Origin of the sequence: Streptomyces sp. NPDC050161, from assembly GCF_044460025.1 — a bacterium.
Lineage (GTDB): Bacteria > Actinomycetota > Actinomycetes > Streptomycetales > Streptomycetaceae > Streptomyces.
The window spans coordinates 45,928-63,379 of record NZ_JBITJM010000013.1; the positions used below are offsets into that span (position 1 = coordinate 45,928).

At 73.2% G+C, this 17,452-nt stretch carries 14 protein-coding genes and 3 tRNA genes; 7 read left to right on the top strand and 10 right to left on the bottom strand.

Going from position 1 to position 17,452, the window contains the following annotated elements:
* The first annotated feature begins 502 nt into the window (after positions 1-502).
* The gene (locus ACIBK8_RS21635; RefSeq protein WP_399043428.1) at positions 503-2,020 is read left to right on the top strand and encodes a sulfatase; all 1,518 of its coding nucleotides are present in this window, start codon (positions 503-505) and stop codon (positions 2,018-2,020) included.
* 43 nt (positions 2,021-2,063) lie between these two features.
* Here ACIBK8_RS21635 and ACIBK8_RS21640 read toward each other — a convergent pair whose 3' ends face one another.
* The 3 genes from ACIBK8_RS21640 to ACIBK8_RS21650 are packed head-to-tail and all read right to left on the bottom strand — an operon-like array spanning position 2,064 to position 4,330.
* A complete protein-coding gene (locus ACIBK8_RS21640; RefSeq protein ID WP_399043429.1) occupies positions 2,064-2,879 on the bottom strand; it encodes a sterol carrier family protein in 816 nt (271 codons plus the stop codon).
* Positions 2,880-2,937: 58 nt separating this feature from the next.
* Positions 2,938-3,780 (bottom strand): M23 family metallopeptidase, encoded by an 843-nt coding sequence (locus ACIBK8_RS21645; RefSeq protein WP_399043430.1) that lies wholly within the window; start codon positions 3,778-3,780, stop codon positions 2,938-2,940.
* A 31-nt stretch (positions 3,781-3,811) separates the two neighbouring features.
* Complete coding sequence (locus ACIBK8_RS21650) at positions 3,812-4,330, bottom strand: ArsR/SmtB family transcription factor (protein ID WP_399043431.1); 519 nt, start codon at positions 4,328-4,330, stop codon at positions 3,812-3,814.
* Positions 4,331-4,533: 203 nt separating this feature from the next.
* Here ACIBK8_RS21650 and ACIBK8_RS21655 point away from each other — a divergent pair, with 203 nt between their 5' ends.
* The gene (locus tag ACIBK8_RS21655) at positions 4,534-5,223 is read left to right on the top strand and encodes a DUF4232 domain-containing protein (RefSeq protein ID WP_399043432.1); all 690 of its coding nucleotides are present in this window, start codon (positions 4,534-4,536) and stop codon (positions 5,221-5,223) included.
* Between the two features lie 89 nt (positions 5,224-5,312).
* Here the strand turns inward: ACIBK8_RS21655 and purL are convergent, their stop codons facing one another.
* Genes purL through purS form a run of 3 tightly spaced genes read right to left on the bottom strand, consistent with a single transcriptional unit; the run spans position 5,313 to position 8,487 of the window.
* Entirely contained in the window at positions 5,313-7,562 is a 2,250-nt protein-coding gene (gene purL, locus ACIBK8_RS21660) for a phosphoribosylformylglycinamidine synthase subunit PurL (RefSeq protein WP_393683997.1), read from the bottom strand.
* Positions 7,559-8,239 carry a phosphoribosylformylglycinamidine synthase subunit PurQ gene (gene purQ / locus ACIBK8_RS21665; RefSeq protein ID WP_227049535.1) on the bottom strand — a complete coding sequence of 227 codons (681 nt, stop codon included), beginning with the start codon at positions 8,237-8,239 and terminating at the stop codon, positions 7,559-7,561. The genes purL and purQ overlap by 4 nt, the downstream gene beginning before the upstream one ends.
* Positions 8,233-8,487 carry a phosphoribosylformylglycinamidine synthase subunit PurS gene (purS, locus tag ACIBK8_RS21670; RefSeq protein ID WP_399043433.1) on the bottom strand — a complete coding sequence of 85 codons (255 nt, stop codon included), beginning with the start codon at positions 8,485-8,487 and terminating at the stop codon, positions 8,233-8,235. The genes purQ and purS overlap by 7 nt, the downstream gene beginning before the upstream one ends.
* Positions 8,488-8,786: 299 nt before the next feature.
* Between purS and ACIBK8_RS21675 the strand changes: the two genes are divergently transcribed.
* The 4 genes from ACIBK8_RS21675 (at position 8,787) to ACIBK8_RS21690 (ending at position 9,959) form a co-directional block, all read left to right on the top strand.
* Positions 8,787-9,107, top strand: coding sequence for an Lsr2 family protein (locus tag ACIBK8_RS21675; protein WP_393684001.1), 321 nt, complete (start codon positions 8,787-8,789; stop codon positions 9,105-9,107).
* A 118-nt stretch (positions 9,108-9,225) separates the two neighbouring features.
* Positions 9,226-9,297 (top strand) — tRNA-Gly (locus tag ACIBK8_RS21680).
* 90 nt (positions 9,298-9,387) lie between these two features.
* Positions 9,388-9,460: transfer RNA gene (locus ACIBK8_RS21685), tRNA-Gly, on the top strand.
* A 426-nt stretch (positions 9,461-9,886) separates the two neighbouring features.
* Positions 9,887-9,959: transfer RNA gene (locus ACIBK8_RS21690), tRNA-Gly, on the top strand.
* A 60-nt stretch (positions 9,960-10,019) separates the two neighbouring features.
* Here ACIBK8_RS21690 and ACIBK8_RS21695 read toward each other — a convergent pair.
* Both ACIBK8_RS21695 and ACIBK8_RS21700 read right to left on the bottom strand, forming a co-directional pair.
* Positions 10,020-10,919 (bottom strand): phosphoribosylaminoimidazolesuccinocarboxamide synthase, encoded by a 900-nt coding sequence (locus ACIBK8_RS21695; protein WP_399043434.1) that lies wholly within the window; start codon positions 10,917-10,919, stop codon positions 10,020-10,022.
* Between the two features lie 67 nt (positions 10,920-10,986).
* Positions 10,987-12,249, bottom strand: a complete 1,263-nt coding sequence (locus ACIBK8_RS21700; protein WP_399043435.1) for an MFS transporter — start codon at positions 12,247-12,249, stop codon at positions 10,987-10,989.
* Between the two features lie 100 nt (positions 12,250-12,349).
* On the opposite strand from ACIBK8_RS21700, the gene ACIBK8_RS21705 reads away from it, so the two are divergent.
* A complete protein-coding gene (locus tag ACIBK8_RS21705) occupies positions 12,350-13,264 on the top strand; it encodes a LysR family transcriptional regulator (RefSeq protein WP_399043436.1) in 915 nt (304 codons plus the stop codon).
* Positions 13,265-13,292: 28 nt separating this feature from the next.
* Here the strand turns inward: ACIBK8_RS21705 and ACIBK8_RS21710 are convergent, their stop codons facing one another.
* Together ACIBK8_RS21710 and ACIBK8_RS21715 are read right to left on the bottom strand one after the other, a co-directional pair.
* Positions 13,293-14,771, bottom strand: a complete 1,479-nt coding sequence (locus ACIBK8_RS21710; protein ID WP_399043550.1) for a N,N-dimethylformamidase beta subunit family domain-containing protein — start codon at positions 14,769-14,771, stop codon at positions 13,293-13,295.
* A gap of 511 nt (positions 14,772-15,282) precedes the next feature.
* On the bottom strand, positions 15,283-17,169 hold the full coding sequence (locus ACIBK8_RS21715; RefSeq protein ID WP_399043437.1) for a hypothetical protein: 1,887 nt from the start codon (positions 17,167-17,169) through the stop codon (positions 15,283-15,285).
* Positions 17,170-17,452 lie beyond the last annotated feature (283 nt).

Sequence of the window (17,452 nt, forward strand, 5' to 3'; positions counted from 1 at the left end):
AGGGCAGGACACGGATTCATCCGAACCGGGGATGGGCGGGAATCTGGATGAGTGCATGAACGGGGCATGAAGCGTCCTTGACGCGGCCCCGCCGACCCGGCCAGGATTTCGCGCCATGCAGACCCCGCAGCCCTTGGCGCGCCTGGCCTCCCACCGGGTGCTTCGCCCGGCGCGCCCCCTGGTGCGGCGCCACCACGTCGACCTCGGTCGGCTGGCCGGCGCGCTCTGTCGCCGCGGCTGGAAGGGCCTAGGGGCCGCCGCCGCGGGAGCCCGCGGTCGCTGCGCGTGTGCACCCCGCCGCCCTTTGTGAGCTGGCCTTTCCTTCGCCGCCCCGGCTGCCTTCCCGGTGCCACGGAGCGGCATCCCCCATCCCCTTTGCGGCACTTGGCGCACTTCGTCTCGCGCGCCCCGTGTGAGATGCGCTACGTGCCGCCCGCCCGCTGCCGCCGCCGCGCCGCTCTGCCGTGCCGCGGCCCGCCCGCCATGACCTGGAGCCGCTTCGATGACCTCCGCCGACCCGTCCCCGACCGACATATCCGACAGCCCGGCGACCGCGCCGGTCTCGCGCCGTGCGTTCGGCGGCCTGGCCGGGGCGGGGGCCGCAGCCGCCGTGGGCGGGCTCGGGGCCGCCACCGCGCTCGCCGGGGCGCACCGGGCCGCGGCGTCGGAGCCCGCCTTCCGGGAACGGGAGTTCCGGGCCGCGCCCGGCCGGCACGCCCGGCGGCCCAACATCCTCTTCATCCTCGGCGACGACCTGGGCTGGGCCGACCTGTCCTCGTACGGCGCGCCCGATATCCGGACCCCGCACCTCGACCGGCTCGCCCGCCAGGGAGTCCGCTTCACCCAGGCGTACTCGGGCTCCGCGACCTGCTCCCCCACCCGCTTCTCCCTCTACACGGGCCGCTACCCCGGGCGCACCGCAGGCGGTCTCGCCGAGCCGATCGCCGACCGCACCGTGGGGCTCGACCCCGCGCACCCCACGCTCGCCTCCCTGCTGCGGGACGCGGGCTACGCGACGGCGCTGATCGGCAAGTGGCACTGCGGCTACCTGCCGGACTACAGCCCCACCAAGTCGGGCTGGGACACCTTCTTCGGGAATCTCAGCGGGGCCCTTGAGTACTACTCGAAGCTCGGACTCGCCGGGGAGTACGACCTCTACGAGGGCGATGCCACGTACAAGGACCTGCGCTACTACACGCGGATCATCACCGAGCGCGCCGTCGGCTTCGTGACGGACGCGGGGAAGCGGAACGCGGCGGCCGGCCAGGCGTCCGGGGGCCGTCCGGCCGGCTCGCCCTGGCTGCTGAACCTGAACTTCACCACGCCCCACTGGCCGTGGATCGCGGACGGCGACGAGGCGGAGAGCGCGGAGATCGTCCGGCGGATCAAGGCGGGCGAGCCGGGCGCGCTCCAGCACCGGGACGGCGGTTCCCTGGGGAAGTACCGGGAGATGGTCGAGGACCTGGACCGGTCGGTGGGTGAGGTGCTGGCCGCGCTGCGGCGCTCCGGCCAGGAGGAGGACACCCTGGTCTTCTTCGCCAGCGACAACGGCGGCGAACGCTGGTCGTACAACTGGCCGCTGACCGGCAACAAGGCATCCCTCCAGGAGGGCGGCATCCGGGTGCCGACGCTCCTTCGCTGGCCTGCTGGGATCGACGCGGGCCAGGTGAGCCACGAGCCGGTGTTCACGCCGGACTGGACGGCGACCCTGCTGGAGCTCGCGGGCGCCCGCCAGGACCGCGGGTACCCGCTGGACGGGACGAGCCTGGCCGGCTACCTGCTGCGCGGTGAGCGGATCGCCGAGCGGGATCTGTTCTGGCGGGTGCGCGGCGAGCGGGCGCTGCGGCGCGGCAACTGGAAGTACTACCGGGGCAAGGGCGGGAAGGACCAGCTCTTCGACGTCGTACACGATCCGCGCGAACAGGCCGACAGGGCGGCTGCCGAACCGCAGCTCCTGCGGCGGCTGCGGGCCTCCTGGGAGGCGGTGGACGGGACGCTGCTGGCCTACCCGAAGGAGTGAGGCGGCCGGATCTTCAGCGGCCGGACCTTCAGCGCCCGAACTCTCAGGTCAGGACCGGGAGTTGGTCGCCGATGTCGGCGCGCTCCCCACTGGCCGTGACGGTGGCAGCGGCCAGTTCGCCGGCCCACACCGCCCGTCCGGTGGCCAGCCGGAGCCAGGTCAGCGGGTCGGTCTCGACGACGTTCGGCGGGGTGCCGCGGGTGTGCTTGGGGCCCGCCACGCACTGCACCACCGCGAACGGCGGCACCCGGACCTCGACCGAGCCGCCGGGCGCCTTGACCGCCAGCGCGTCCGCGAGCAGCCGGGTGGCGGTGGCCAGCGCCTGGCGGTCGTAGGGGATCTCGGTGCCGGTCGCCGCCGCCAGGTCGTCGGTGTGCACGACCAGCTCCACGCAGCGGGTGACGAGGTAGTCGTCCAGCCGCATGGCGCCCGCCCGGCTCGCCACCAGCCGGTCGTCCGGCGCCTCGGGGAGTATCCCGGCGAGCCGGTCGGCGGCGCGGGCCAGCAGCGCCGCCAGGCCCTGCGGGGTGTCCGGTCCGCCGGTCGCGGCCGGGGCACGGGTGTCGTCGTCGATTCCTGATGCCGTCGGCGCGGTGGCGAACGGCCAGTCCAGCAGCGCCGTCTCCTGCCGCGCCGGGGCCGGTTCCTCCAGGAGCCGCACCACGCTCCCGACCGCCATCGCCAGATGCGCGACCAGCTCCCGCACCGTCCACCCGCCGAGCCGGGTCGGCAGCGCCAACTGCTCGGCGCTCAGGCCGCGTACGGCCTCGCGGACGTGCGCGAACTGCGCCGTGACGGCGGCCCTGGTCCTGGCCGGGTCGTAACGGCGGGTGCGCGTTTTGCGGGCGGCGGGCGACATGGGGACCAGCGTAGGCGGCACCACTGACAACGGCCCGGCCCCGCCGCCCCGGCCGGTCTCAGCGCCCGGGAATCCCCGCGGGCGCCGCGTCGAACGTCTCGCCGTTGTGCGGGACGCCGATGCCGTGCCAGGTGAAGGGGATGCCGTCGGCGGTGTCCGGGTCGGCGGTGCTCATCAGCTGGAAATGGACGTGCGGCTCGGTGCTGTTGCCGGAGTTGCCGCACCGGCCGAGCGGCTGCCCGCTCCGTACCCGGTCGCCCGCCCGGACGGTGAGCGAGCCGCGCCGGACGTGGGCGTAGAGCGCGTACGTGCCGTCGCCCAGGTCGAGGACGACGTGGTTGCCGACGACGGCGCCCGCGCCGCCGATCGTGCGGAACACGCCTTCGACGACGAAGAGGTACACCAGGGCCGGCCAGGACGTACGGCTGAGGTGGTCGCGGCGGCGGTCGTCGGCGCGTACGACGGTGGCGTCGGCGACGGCGAGCAGCGGTGCGCCGAACGCCGGGAAGTCGGCGTTGCGGCGGGCCAGGGGCCACCAGCCGAAGGCGGGCCTGGCGCCCGGCTCCGGCTCGGCCACGATGTCGATGGCGTAGGTCTGGCCGTACGCCCGGGTGCCGTGGCTCGGGACCTTGTCCGCCGGGCTGTTGAGGGCCTTCCAGCGGCCGGTGACCGGCGCGCCGACCGCCACCGCCGCGCGTTCCGGTGCCGCGGCGGCTTCCGTCCCGGCGCGCGCCGCCAGGCGGTGGCCGCCGAACACGCACAGCATCCAGAGGCCGAGTGGTACCCAGCCCACCCAGTACGGGACGCTGGCGAAGAAGCCCGCGACGACGACCGCCAGGAACGCGAACAGGCAGACGCGGGCGGTGTGCTGAAGGAGTTTCCGCAGAGTGGTGGGTGTCATCCGGTTCTGTTCCCCCTGAAGTCGGCCGGGCTCAGTGCCCGGCGGCGGTCAGCATCACCAGGAGCGGCACGACGCGGTCGGCCGGCACTTCGTGGCGCCCACGGGCGGCCGTGCGCAGCCAGCCGGCGGCCGTCAGCTGCCGCAGGTGGTGGTAGATCTGGCCGGTGGTGCCCGTCCCGTCGAGCGCGGTGAGTTCGGCGGCGGTGCCGCGTCCGTCGAGCACCGCGCGCAGCAGCCGCAGCCGTACGGGCTGCCCGAGCGCCGCGAAGACGTCGGCCGCGTCCGCCCAGTCGCCGTCCAGCACGGTGTCCGTGGTCAGCGCGTACTGCCACTCGTAGGTCTGCCCGGCCGGGATCCGTACGGCGCCGGTGTACAGCACGCCGCCGTTCTCGGCGCCCAGGCCCGCGAGCTGGGCCTGGAGGCCGCGCAGCGCCCACAGTTCGTCCGGGTCGCTTCCGGGGACGGGTGCCGGTTCGGTGCCACCGGCGGCGGGCCGCTCCAGCGCGGCCAGGCGCCGCTCCAGCGCGGCCACCCGCTGTTCGAGATCCATGGGCATGAGATTACGTAATTACGTAAGAACGAACAAGCGGGTATGTGTCGTTAGGTGGCCGTTCGTCGGGCGTCGGCGCAGGTCGCGCCCGGTTTCTGTGAAGCAGATCACTGTGCGGGCAGGGCGAGGCGCGCCGAGGGGAGAGGCTCAACTGTTGGCATAGTGCGGCTGGTTGACACACCTAGCTCAGTAGGGATCCCCCCATGCAGATACGTCGCACCCTCGCCCTCGCCGCCGTCGCCGGCGCGACGGTGTTCGCCACCGCCGCCTGCGGCCCGGACGGCACCGACGCCGCCTCGCCGAGCGCCGGCAAGAGCGCCGACTCCTCCGCGAGCAAGGGCTCGGACAGCACCGGGGACGGCAGCGGCAATCCCGGCGCGCCGTCGAAGGAGGACGGCGCGGGCACCTCGGGCGGCTCCGGCGGCTCGACCGGCGGCAGCGGCGGCACGTCCGGCGGCTCCGGCGGCAGCAAGGCGGGCGACGCCACCTGCTCGACCGACGGCATGAAGATCGAGGTGGTGCCGACCGGCGGCACCCTGCCCGCCGTCCTCCTCAAGGCCACCAACACCGCGGGCGGCAGCTGCAACCTCTACGGCTTCCCGACCGTCGGGTACCCCGGCGCGCAGGCGGCCGTCGGCGCCGCCGAGGCGAGCAAGCCCCAGGCCGTGGTGACCCTGGAGCCGGGCAAGTCGGCGTACGCCGCCATCGGCCTCCCGCAGGACGGGAAGAACCTGCACCGCGAGAAGAGCCTCACCGTCGGCCTGCGCGGCAAGGACATGGGCCCGATCGACGGCCAGGCGACGGTCAACGCGCCCGGTGGCGCCGGCCTCGGCATCAGCGACGACTCCACCGTCACCTACTGGCAGGCGGACCAGGCCGCCGCGCTCCAGTAGGGAGGGCCGCCGCGCCGCGTCCCCCACCACGGCGCCCCACGCGAACGGGCCGGTCGCACCAGCGGCCGGCCCGTTCGTCGTGCGCGTTCCTAGGCGATCAGGTTCGGGATCGTCGCCTCGTGCGCGTCCTTCAGCTCGCTCAGCGGGATGCTGAACTGGCCCTGGACGTCGATCTCTTCGCCGTCGATGACGCCGATGCGGGTGGCCGGCAGGCCCCGCGCGCCGCACATGTCCGTGAAACGCAGCTCCTCGCTGCGCGGCACCGCGACGACCGCACGGCCTGCGGACTCGGAGAAGAGCAGCACGAAGGGGTCGGCGCCGTCCGGCACGACCACCCGCGCGCCCTTGCCGCCCTGGAGGCAGGACTCGACCAGCGCCTGGATCAGACCGCCGTCGGACAGGTCGTGCGCCGCGTCGACCATGCCGTCGCGGGAGGCCGAGATCAGGATCTCGGCGAGCAGCCGCTCGCGCTCCAGGTCCACCTTCGGCGGCAGTCCGCCCAGGTGGTCGTGGACGACCTGCGACCACGCCGAGCCGCCCAGCTCCTCCTCGGTGTCACCCAGGAGGTAGATGAGGTGCCCCTCGTCCGCGAACGCGACCGGGGTGCGGCGGGTGACGTCGTCGATCACACCGAGGACGGCGACCACCGGGGTGGGGTGGATCGCGACGTCGCCGGTCTGGTTGTAGAGCGAGACGTTGCCGCCGGTGACCGGCGTGCCGAGCTGCTGGCAGCCGTCCGCGAGACCGCGGATGGCCTCGGAGAACTGCCACATGACGGCCGGGTCCTCGGGCGAGCCGAAGTTCAGGCAGTCCGAGACGGCGAGCGGCTTGGCGCCGGACGTCGCGACGTTGCGGTACGCCTCGGCCAGCGCCAGCTGCGCGCCGGTGTACGGGTCGAGCTTGGCGAAGCGGCCGTTGCCGTCGGTGGCGAGGGCGACGCCGAGGTTGGTCTCCTCGTCGATGCGCACCATGCCGGAGTCCTCGGGCTGGGCGAGCACGGTGTTGCCCTGCACGAAGCGGTCGTACTGGTCGGTGATCCACGCCTTGGACGCCTGGTTCGGGGAGGAGACCAGCCGCAGGACCTGCGCGCGCAGCTCGTCGGCGTTCGCCGGGCGGGCCAGCTTGTTCGCGTCGTCGGCCTGGAGCGCGTCCTGCCAGGACGGGCGGGCCAGCGGGCGCTCGTAGACCGGGCCTTCGTGGGCGACCGTGCGCGGGTCGACGTCGACGATCTTCTCGCCCTTCCAGAAGATCTCCAGCCGGTCGCCGTCGGTCACCTCACCGACGACCGTCGCGATGACGTCCCACTTCTCGCAGATCTCCAGGAAACGGGCGACCTTCTCCGGCTCGACCACCGCGCACATGCGCTCCTGCGACTCGCTCATGAGGATTTCCTCGGGCGAGAGGGTGGAGTCACGCAGCGGGACGTCGTCGAGGACGACGGTCATGCCGCCGGAGCCGTTGGACGCCAGCTCACTGGTGGCACAGGAGAGGCCGGCGGCGCCGAAGTCCTGGATGCCGACGACCAGCTTCTCGGCGTACGCCTCCAGGGTGCACTCGATGAGCAGCTTCTCCTGGAAGGGGTCGCCGACCTGGACGGCGGGGCGCTTCGACGGCTTCGCGTCGTCGAAGGTCTCGGAGGCCAGGATGGAGGCGCCGCCGATGCCGTCGCCGCCGGTGCGGGCGCCGTAGAGGATGACCTTGTTGCCGGCGCCCGACGCCTTGGCGAGGTGGATGTCCTCGTGCTTCATCACGCCGATGCATCCGGCGTTGACCAGCGGGTTGCCCTGGTAGCAGGCGTCGAAGACGACCTCGCCGCCGATGTTGGGCAGGCCCAGGCAGTTGCCGTAGCCGCCGATGCCGGAGACGACGCCGGGCAGCACGCGCTTGGTGTCGGGGTGGTCGGCCGCACCGAACCTGAGCGGGTCGACGACCGCGACCGGGCGGGCGCCCATCGCGATGATGTCGCGCACGATGCCGCCGACACCGGTCGCGGCGCCCTGGTACGGCTCGACGTACGACGGGTGGTTGTGCGACTCCACCTTGAAGGTGACGGCGTAGCCCTGGCCGACGTCGACGACACCGGCGTTCTCACCGATGCCGACGAGCAGCGCGTCCGTCTCGGGCGCCTTCTCGCCGAACTGGCGGAGGTGGACCTTGCTGGACTTGTACGAGCAGTGCTCGGACCACATGACGGAGTACATGGCCAGCTCGGCGCCGGTCGGACGGCGGCCGAGGATCTCGCGGACCCGCTCGTACTCGTCCTTCTTCAGGCCGAGTTCGGCCCAGGGCTGCTCGGTGTCCGGCGTCTTCGCGGCGTGCGCGACCGTATCGAGCGTCATGCTGCGACCAACTTCTTGAGAATCGAGGTGAAGAACCCGAGGCCGTCGGTGCCCGCGGTCCCGATGAGCGGCTCGACCGCGTGCTCGGGGTGCGGCATGAGGCCCACGACGTTGCCGGCCTCGTTGGTGATGCCGGCGATGTCACGCTGCGAGCCGTTGGGGTTCACGTCCAGGTAGCGGAACGCGACCCGGCCCTCGGCCTCCAGCATGTCGAGGGTGCGCTCGTCGGCGGTGTAGCGGCCGTCGATGTTCTTCAGGGGAATGTGGATCTCCTGGCCCGCGGAGTAGTCCGCCGTCCAGGCCGTGCCCGCGTTCTCCACCCGCAGCTTCTGCTCACGGCAGACGAAGTGCAGGCTCTCGTTGCGCAGCATCGCGCCGGGCAGCAGGTGGCTCTCGGTGAGCACCTGGAAACCATTGCAGATCCCCAGTACCGGCATGCCGCCCCTGGCCTGCTCGATAACGGTCTCCATCACCGGCGAGAAACGGGAGATGGCCCCGGCCCGCAGGTAGTCGCCGTACGAGAATCCGCCGGGCAGCACCACGGCGTCGACCTGCTTGAGGTCCTTGTCGCGGTGCCACAGCGGCACGGCTTCGGCTCCGGCGACCCGGACCGCGCGCTGGGTGTCACGGTCATCGAGCGTGCCGGGGAACGTGACGACGCCGATGCGCGTCATGATCCGGCCTCGTCGACCCGGACGGTGAAGTCTTCGATGACGGTGTTGGCGAGGAAGGTCTCGGCCATCTCGCGGATACGGGCGAGGGCGGCGTCGTCGACCGGTCCCTCCACCTCAAGTTCGAAACGCTTGCCCTGGCGGACGTCGGCGATCCCCTCGAATCCCAGGCGTGGCAGTGCGCGCTGCACCGCCTGCCCCTGCGGGTCGAGGATCTCCGGCTTGAGCATGACGTCGACTACGACGCGTGCCACTGGCACTCCCGGTGGTGTGGTGCGTAAGGCGGTTCCCTCACAGTACCGTGTTCGAAAATCTACGCGAGTAGATATGTGCACGCTCCATCACGGTCCGGTATCAGCGGGAGTGAGCGCCGGGGAAAATCCTCGAAAAGATCTAGAGTCCGGATTGCGGGATGACACGCTGAGAAAATTAACTGGGCTTCACAATGCATTGCCCGTCGCTGTACAAATGAAAAAGCATTGATTCAGATCAGCAGGATCCGGAGCATCACCCCACGTCAACACGGGGCTGCTGCACGAAAGGACCGATATCCGTGGCGCAGCGCGTAGTAGTAACGCTCTCCGATGACATCGACGGAGGAGAAGCCGCAGAGACGGTCGCCTTCGGATTGGACGGGAAGACGTACGAGATCGACCTCAATCCCGCCAATGCGAAGAAACTGCGCGGCGCCCTCGCCCCGTTCGTCGAAGCGGGCCGTAAGCGATCCAAGTCCGGCAAGGCGTACCACCGGACTTCGGTGACCCCCGACCCGGCGGCGGTCCGCGCCTGGGCCCGCTCGCACCAGATGGACGTGCCGCCGCGCGGTCGCATCCCCAAGAAGGTCTACGAGGCGTTCAACGCGGCCAATCACTAACCGACTTGCCGGCCCCCGCGGCCCTCGCACAGCCGACTTGCACTGCACCCCCACTGATCAGTTAGAGTCTGGAGCACGCCGAGGGGCGAGGCCGCAGGGCCGGACCTCACGGAGTCACGCGGGTGTAGCTCAGTAGTAGAGCGCCCCCTTTCCAAGGGGGAGGCGCAGTGTGCAATCCCTGTCACCCGCTCTGACAGTTCTCCGGTCTTTTGGCTCAACGGGCCTTTTGGATCAGGTAGAGTAGCTGTCGCGCCGCTCGGTGAAAGCCGGGTGGATGCCTGCGGACGTAGCTCAGTTGGTAGAGCGCAACCTTGCCAAGGTTGAGGTCGCGAGTTCGAGCCTCGTCGTCCGCTCAGCGAATGAAGACCCCGGTCATTGTGACCGGGGTCTTTGTCGTTCCGTGCGCGATGTGCCGGCTCCCCTTTTCGTCCGGCGCCCGCCTCGCCCGGTGCCCGTTCCGTCCGGCACCTGTTCCGTCCCGTGCCCGTTCCGTTCGAGGCCGTGGGCTCGCCGTGCGTGAGGCGCGGCCCGCTGTGGTGGTGGACACATCCCCGCCGGGTCGCGCGCGGGCGGCGAAGCGGCCGGGGCGGGCGAGCTGCGGTCCGCGCGGCGGGAGTTGGGGCACGGGCGGGTGTGCCGGGCGCGGGCCGGTGCCGCGGGCGGCGGGGCCTGGCGGGCGGTGCCGACCGGCGGTGCGGCCCGTCGGGGCTCCGGGGTTGGCTATAGTGGTGCCCGCACCGCACAGCGGGGGCCGGAAACGGTCACCGAGTACGGCGCATGCGGACGTAGCTCAGTTGGTAGAGCGCAACCTTGCCAAGGTTGAGGTCGCGAGTTCGAGCCTCGTCGTCCGCTCAGCGAAAAGGCCCCGGCCGGTAGGAATACCGGCCGGGGCCTTTCTGTGTGCTTGCGCGGTCACGCCCAGCTGAGGCCGGTGAGGCGCTCGTACGCCTCGATGTACTTGGCGCGGGTGGCGTCGACGATGTCCTGCGGCAGGGCGGGCGGCGGGCGTTCGCCGGTGCGGTCCCAGCCGGAGGCCGGGGAGGTCAGCCAGTCGCGGACGAACTGCTTGTCGAAGGACGGCTGGGCGCGGCCCGGCTGCCACTGGTCGGCGGGCCAGAAGCGGGAGGAGTCCGGGGTGAGCACCTCGTCCGCGAGGGTCAGCCGGTCGTCCTGGTAGCCGAACTCGAACTTGGTGTCCGCCAGGATGAGGCCGCGCTCGCGGGCGATGTCGCGGGCCCTGCCGTAGACGGCGAGGGTGGTCTGGCGCAGCTGGGCGGCGACCTCGGGGCCGACCTGACGGGCGACCTCCTCGTAGGAGACGTTCTCGTCGTGCTCGCCGACGGCGGCCTTGGCCGCCGGGGTGAAGATCGGCGCCGGGAGTTCGGAGCCGTTGACCAGACCTTCGGGGAGTGCCAGGCCGCAGACCGTACGGGACTCCTCGTACTCGGTGAGGCCGGATCCGGTGAGGTAGCCGCGGGCCACGCACTCGACGGGGACCATCCGGAGGGACTTGCAGACCAGGGTGCGGCCGGCCCAGTCGGCGGGGGCGCCGGCCGGGACGTCGGTGGAGAGCACGTGGTGGGGCGCGAGGTCGGCGAGCTGCTCGAACCACCACAGGGACAGCCGGGTCAGTACGCGGCCCTTGTCCGGGATCTCGGTGGGGAGCACCCAGTCGTAGGCGGAGGTGCGGTCGCTGGCCACCATGACCAGGTCGCCCGCGGCGTTCCGGTAGAGGTCACGCACCTTGCCGGTGTGGAGGTGGGTGAGCCCCGGCACCTGCACGGGCTCGGGCTTTTCTACGAAACCGGACACGCTGCCTCCGCGTAGGTTGATCCAGGGGTCGTGCCGATTCTCCCGTATGCCGGGGTCCGGCGGTGCCTCAGGGTCGGGTGCCGTGGCGCGCGACGGTGGCGAGCGAGAGTACGGCCAGGGCCGCGACGCCGGTGAGGATCGCCTGTGGCGACCAGACGCGGGTGAGCAGGGTGATCGCGTACGGGGCGCAGAAGCCCAGGTAGCACAGCGCCCAGAAGCGGGCGGTGAGGCGGGCCAGGCCGTGCGGCGGGGCGAGGGCGGCGACCTCGGTGAGGCCGTACGCCACGCACAGGCCGTAGCCGCCGCCGATCAGGGCCGCCGCCGCCAGCGCCACCGCGGGCTGGGTGTGGGCCACCGCGAGCGCGGCGACCAGCAGGCCGACGGTGATGGCGGCGAGTCCGCACAGTGCGGTGGCGATGCGGTGCCGGGCGGCGAGGCGGCGGGCGAGCGGGGCGACCAGGAGGCCGGCGCCGGGGGTGACGGCGGTGGTGATGCCCGCGTAGACCGTGCGCCAGCCGTCCAGGTGGGTGTCGACCAGGCCGGGGAGGGTGGCGAAGGCGATGGTGGGGGCGGCGAAGACCCAGGGGGCGACGGGGACCACGAGGCGGCGGAAGACCTTGGCTGCGGCGGGTGCGGCGGGGGCGGCCGAGTGCTTCGGGGCGGTGGTCGCCGGCGTCCTGGGGGTGGCGGTTTCCGGGGCGCCCATTGCGCTGAGGGCGGCCGTGGCGGCCAGGATGAGGTGCGGTATGTACGCCAGGACCATGGGGTGCGGGGCCCATTGGGCGATGAGGGAGGCGGCCAGGCCGCCGGAGGCGAAGCCGGCGGAGAGGAAGAGGCCGGAGCGGCGGGCGGCGGCTCCCGGGGTGGGGGCCGTGCCGTGCGGCGCGGACGAGAGTTCCTTGATCCAGACGCTGCCCGCGGTGAGCAGGGCGCCGGCGCCGAGTCCGGTGAGGAAGCGGCCGGGCCACAGCAGCCACGCGTTGAGGGGGCCGGCCATCAGCAGGCAGGTCGCGACGACGGAGACGGCGAGCGAGACGAAGGCGACGGGGCGGCGGCCGTGCCGGTCCGCGGCCGGGCCGCCCAGGAGGAGGCCGGGGATCAGGCCGAGTACGTAGATGCCGAAGAGCCCGGTGGTGGTGGCGTCGGTCAGGCCCAGGTCGGAGCGGTAGGCGCCGAGGAGGGCGGAGAACTGGTTGGCGCTCCAGCCGGACGCGGTCATCAGCCAGCCCGCGCGCAGCCAGTGGCGGCGTGCGGTCGCCGGGGTGTGCGGGGACGCCGGGGAAGCCTGCGGTAGGGCGGGGGCGGCGGTCCTGAGGTGCTGCGTGGTCATGAAGGACGTTGTACGGGCCGGGCGGGGTCAGGCGCCGCCCGCGTTCAGGAATCGTGAACGGCCCGGGGCACCGGCCGGTGGCGGGAATTATCGTGGACGTATGGATCTGCGGCGGCTGGCTTCGTTCTTGGCTGTGGTCGAGGAGGGGCACTTCGGCCGGGCGGCGTCCCGGCTGTTCCTGTCGCCGGCCGCGGTGACCGGGCACATCCAGCAGCTGGAGCGGGAGTTCGGCACCCGGCTGCTCGACCGTGGCGGCGGCCGGGCGGTGCCGACCACCGCGGGGCGGCGGCTGGCCTCGCACGCCAGGACCCTGCTGGCCGCGGCGGACGCGGCGGTGGAGGACGTGTCCGAGGCCGCCCGCGAGGTGACGGCGCCGCACGGCCTGCGGGTCGGGGTGATGGGGCACGGCTCCGCCGAGGTGACCCCGGCGGCCGTCAACGCCTTCCGCAGGGCCAGGCCCGATGTGCCGGTCCATCTGGTGCAGCTGAATTTCACCGAGCACTGCAGCGCGCTGCGGGAGAACCGCGTGGACGTGGCGTTCGTCCGTCCCGCGGTCGAGGCCGACGGCATCGAGGTGGACGTGCTGACGACCGAGCGCCGGATCGTCGGGGTCTCGGCGGCTTCGGTGTTCGCGGACGCCGTCCAGGAGGGGCTGCGCGTCGCCGACATCATCGACCTGCCGTATCTGCGGCTGCCCCGGCACACGCCGCGTCCTTTCACCGACTACCTGTACTTCGACGCGGGCGAACGGCGCGCGCCCGACTGTGCGTTGACCCCGCAGGACGTGCTGACGAGCATCGCCGCGGGGCGCGGTGCGGGCTCGGGGCTCGCGTCCTTCGCCCGTTACTACCCCTGGCCCGGCACGGTGTACGTGCCGGTGCTCGACGCGCCCCCGGCGCAGAGCGTGCTGGCGACCCGTACCGGAGACCCCCACCCGGAGGTGCGGATCTTCCGGGCGCTGACGGTGGCGCTGGCGCGGGAGTTGGGGCCGTACGCGGAGTCCGGGCCCGGGTGAGGCGCGGGCCGGACGGGGCTCCGTCGGGTCAGTCGCGCTTGCAGATCCGGTCGAGGAGATTGGCCGTGGCGCGCTGGATGCGGGGGTCGATGTGCCCGGGGCGGTCCAGCGCGGGTGACCAGGCGAAGGTCCCGGAGGCGAAGACCAGGGCGCCACTGGGGGCGCGGTAGAGCGAGGTCTCCTGATGGCGCCTGGTGCCCTCGGAGTCCCGGTACGGGGAGTGGGCGAGCAGGATGCGCTGGGTGTGCTCGGGCAGGCTGGTGCGCGGGAAGTAGCGGTCGGCCTCGCCCGCGACCAGGTCGGCGAGCTGATCGCCTTCGTGGGCGCCGGTGGCCTCCCACAGCCAGTGTTCGCCGTTGCGGACGACGAGAGGGGCGGGCTCGGGCACCCGGCCCGCGTACTGGATGCCCATCAGCCGCTGCTCGGGGTCGCCCGCGTCGCGCCAGAGGGCGGGGCGTCCTGGGCCCTGGCGTTTGCGGCAGCTGAGCAGGGATGCGGAGCCCGAGGGCGAAGGGGAGAGTTCGACCTTCCAGTACATGGTGTTGGCGGACAGGAAGACCAGGGACGTGCCGCCGTCGCGGGCGCGCTCGACGGTGCGGCGCATGGGCTGCGACCAGTACTCGTCGTGGCCGGGGAAGACCAGGCCGCGGTAGCGGGAGGGGTCGACGCGTCCGGCGTGCAGGTCGCGGGCGTCGGCGTAGGCCAGGTCGTAGCCGTAGCGCTCGGCCCAGCGGATGAAGTCGTAGGCGTGGCCGACGTGCAGGGGCAGGCCGGCGCCCGCGTACGGGCGGTCGAAGGAGACGGTGGTGGCGGCGTCCTGCTCGCCCAGGAGCGCGCCCTTCTCGTCCCAGGCGTGGTAGAGGCTGGCGCCGGTGTGCCCGTCCTCGGGGTAGAGGTTGTACGCCTGCCAGGTGATGTCGGGCAGGAGCAGCAGGAGGTCGGCGGGGTGGTCGTCGCGGACCGTGAAGGGGATGTGGCTGCGGTAGCCGTCGGCGGTGGTGAGGACGGCGACGTACGCGCCGAGGTTCCAGTACTCGGGTACGTGCAGGCGCCAGGACAGCCACCAGTGGTGGCAGGAGACCGTGCGCTCGGCGGCGAGCGGGGCGGGCTGGACGATGCCGGAGAGCCGCGGGCTGGTGGTGATCTTGAAGGCGCCGGCGCCGCCGTAGTGGCCGATGCGGTAGATGTCGATGCTGAAGGGCTGGGGCGGGTCCACGGAGACCCGGAAGTCGATGGCCTCGCCCGGGGCGACCGCGCCGGTGGAGGCGAAGCCCTTGATCTGGCGGTGGACGTCGTCGGCGGTGCGGGGGCCGTTGTGCTTGCGCGGCGGCGGCACCCGCAGGTCACCCTGCGCGACGGCCGGGTCGACGTACCAGGGCACGACGTGTCCGGAGTCGAAGTAGTTCTCGCTGCCGCGCAGCCAGGGCAGTGGTCCCTGTCCGAACGGGTCCGTGACCGCGTGGGCGAGGGCGCCTGATTCCCAGCGCCTGATCTGATCCGTCCCCACCATCCGCTCCCCTCCGCGTCCCCCGTGGGCCTGGCCGGCCGTGTCCGTGTGCCGCGGTGTTCCGCAGCGGGCCGTCTCCGCAGGGCTTGTGTGCAGTACGTCTGCGCGCGTGCGGGGGCGGCTCCACCGTGTTCACCCGAACAAACGCGGCCGTTCCCAGCACATCACATTAAGCACCCACTTCGTCACCCTTCGTCGCGAATTCAACGACACAGACCACCGAAACGTGAACGGAATGGGCACATTCATCCGCACGGGGCGGTGAACAGCGCGGAAGCGGGCGGGCGCGAGGAACGTGCGTGCGAACCGGCGGGGCTCCGACGGGTGGGCGGGGCAGGACGGCGGGGACGCGGAGCGGGGGCGGCGGCGCGGGTGGCGGGCGCGGACCGGGGGCGAAGGCCGGCCGGAACGTGGCGGGCCGGGGGCCTCGGGGGCCGTCCGGCCCCGGCGTGGTGCCTGGCCGTGGCGGGTGCCGGGCCCCGTACGGGGTGGTGCGCGTACGGGCGGGGCGTCACACCAGGCGGACCGGCTTCTCCGGGCGTACGCCGACGGCGGTGAGCCAGTCGCGGAGCGGTTCGGCGTCGCCCTCATCGACCAGGCTGCGGACCGGGCTGCCGAAGTCGGCGCGGCGGGCGCCGTCCACCAGGAGGGCCGGGCCGTCCAGCCAGTCCAGGCCGGGGGCGGCGCCCGCGGTGTCCACGGCGGCGCAGCAGACCATCGCGGTGACGTGCTCGGCGAGCAGCTCGCGGTCCGTGCGCGGCGGCTGGAGCGGGAACAGCGGGAGGCCGCCGTCGGCCAGGCCGTCGCCCCAGGACACGTCGGGCGGTGTCTCCTGTGCGGCGGGGCCGCGGGCGGCCTGCCGGGCGGCTTCCTCGTGCTCCTCGCGCTCCAGTTCCTCGCCCAGCCGGGCGGCGACCAGATCGCCGGCCAGGTCGTCGCGGGCCAGCCGGTCGATGACCCGCGCCAGCGTCGGTCCGCCGGCGGGCCTGCGGGCGGTCGCGGTACCGCCCGCGCGGGCGGGGGCGGTGACGGCGCCCGGCCGGCCTGCCGGGCCCACGGCGGTGCTGCCCGAGCCCGCGGCCTGGGCTGCCGCGGCCGGGCGGACGGCTTCTCCGGGCAGGGTTCCGGGCACGGTTCCGGGTGTCGATCCCGGCAGCGGCCGGCCGGCGCCCGCCATGGCGCCCCGGGTGCGCTCGCCCTGCGCCTCGTCCGTGGCGGGCAGGTCGTCCAGGACGCGGTGCAGCCGGGCGGCCTCCAGGCGCCAGGTGCGGTCCACGACCTCTGCCGGGTACTGGCTCCAGGCGACCGGGGACCAGTCGGGGCCCGCTCCGGTGGGGCCGCCGTGGAAGAGCCGGGCGGCCAGCAGGGAGGCGGCGCTGTCGACGGCGCCCGGCTCCTCCAGGAGATCGCAGGCGGGGCGTTCGCCGAGCCGGGCGGTGAAGCCGTCGGCGAGGCGGTCGCGGCGGGAGAGTTCGGTGAGCGCGCAGACCACGCCCACGTCCAGGCAGGAGGGCCAGCGGCCCAGGCGCCAGGCGGGCAGTGCCACGCGGGTCAGCAGCCGGTCCCAGCCCGCGTACGCCAGACCGACCTGTTCCTGGGCGACCGTGCGCAGGCCGTGGTCGATGGCCTGGGCGCGTTCGGATGCGGCGGCGGCCACGCCCCGCTCCATGATCGTGGCGTGCTCGCGGCAGGCCCGCAGCATCAGCCGGGCGACCCGGCCGACGAAGCGGAGCGCCGGGGCGCGCAGGCCCTTGGCGCGCGCCGAGACCGCTACGGCGGCGTCCAGGCCACGGATGAAGCGGCGGGCCGCGGCTATGTCGGGGTGGGCGGAGGGGCTGGTGCCCGCCACCACCGGGGCGAGCAGGGCGCGCAGCTCGCCGACCCGCATCCACCACAGGAACGGTGACCCGATGACCAGCACCGGCGCCGCCGCCGGGGACCGCCGCGGGCCGTGCCGGGGCGGGCCGTGCGCGCGGTGCGTGCGGTCCTCCAGCCAGCTGTCGCAGTCCGGGGTGAGCGCTATCGCGGACGGCGCCGGGACGTCGAGGGTGTCGGCGAGGTCGCGGACGAGGCGGTAGAGGTCGGGCGCCGCGCGCTCGGCGACCGGCACGGAGGGGCTGAGCGCCGGTCTCGCCCCGCTGACGACCGCGCCGACCAGGGCCGCGAGCAGCAGCACCAGCAGCGCGACGCCGCTCACCGCCAGGCGCGCGATGCCCCAGCCGGAGCCGGCAGCCGCGTCCGGGCCGCCGAGATGGCCGGTGGCGCCGCCGACGAGCAGGACCACCGCCGCGGCGGCGGGCAGCACGGCCGCGCCCAGCGCCACGCTGCGGATGCGCAGCACGGCGAGTGCGCGGGACCGCGCCGCAAGAGCGCCGACGCCTGTTTCCGGATCAGCCACGAGCCTGCACACCCCCTGCTGTCCTGCGTGGAGACGGACGGAGAGATCACGGGACGGGAAATGACGAGACTGCGGGGAGCTCGCCACGCATCCGGCGTGCGCGGACGCCTGCCGGAGTCATTGCTCGCTCCCCCACCACTGTGGCACCGGCCACTGACATCGCAATGCCGGTGACCCACTTGCCGGACGCCACCGTGGCCACCGCACCGGATTCCGGCACCGCTGCCACAGGACGCTTGCGCGGCACCCTAGTTGGGGGTTCGGCTCCCGTCAGCCGGAAGTC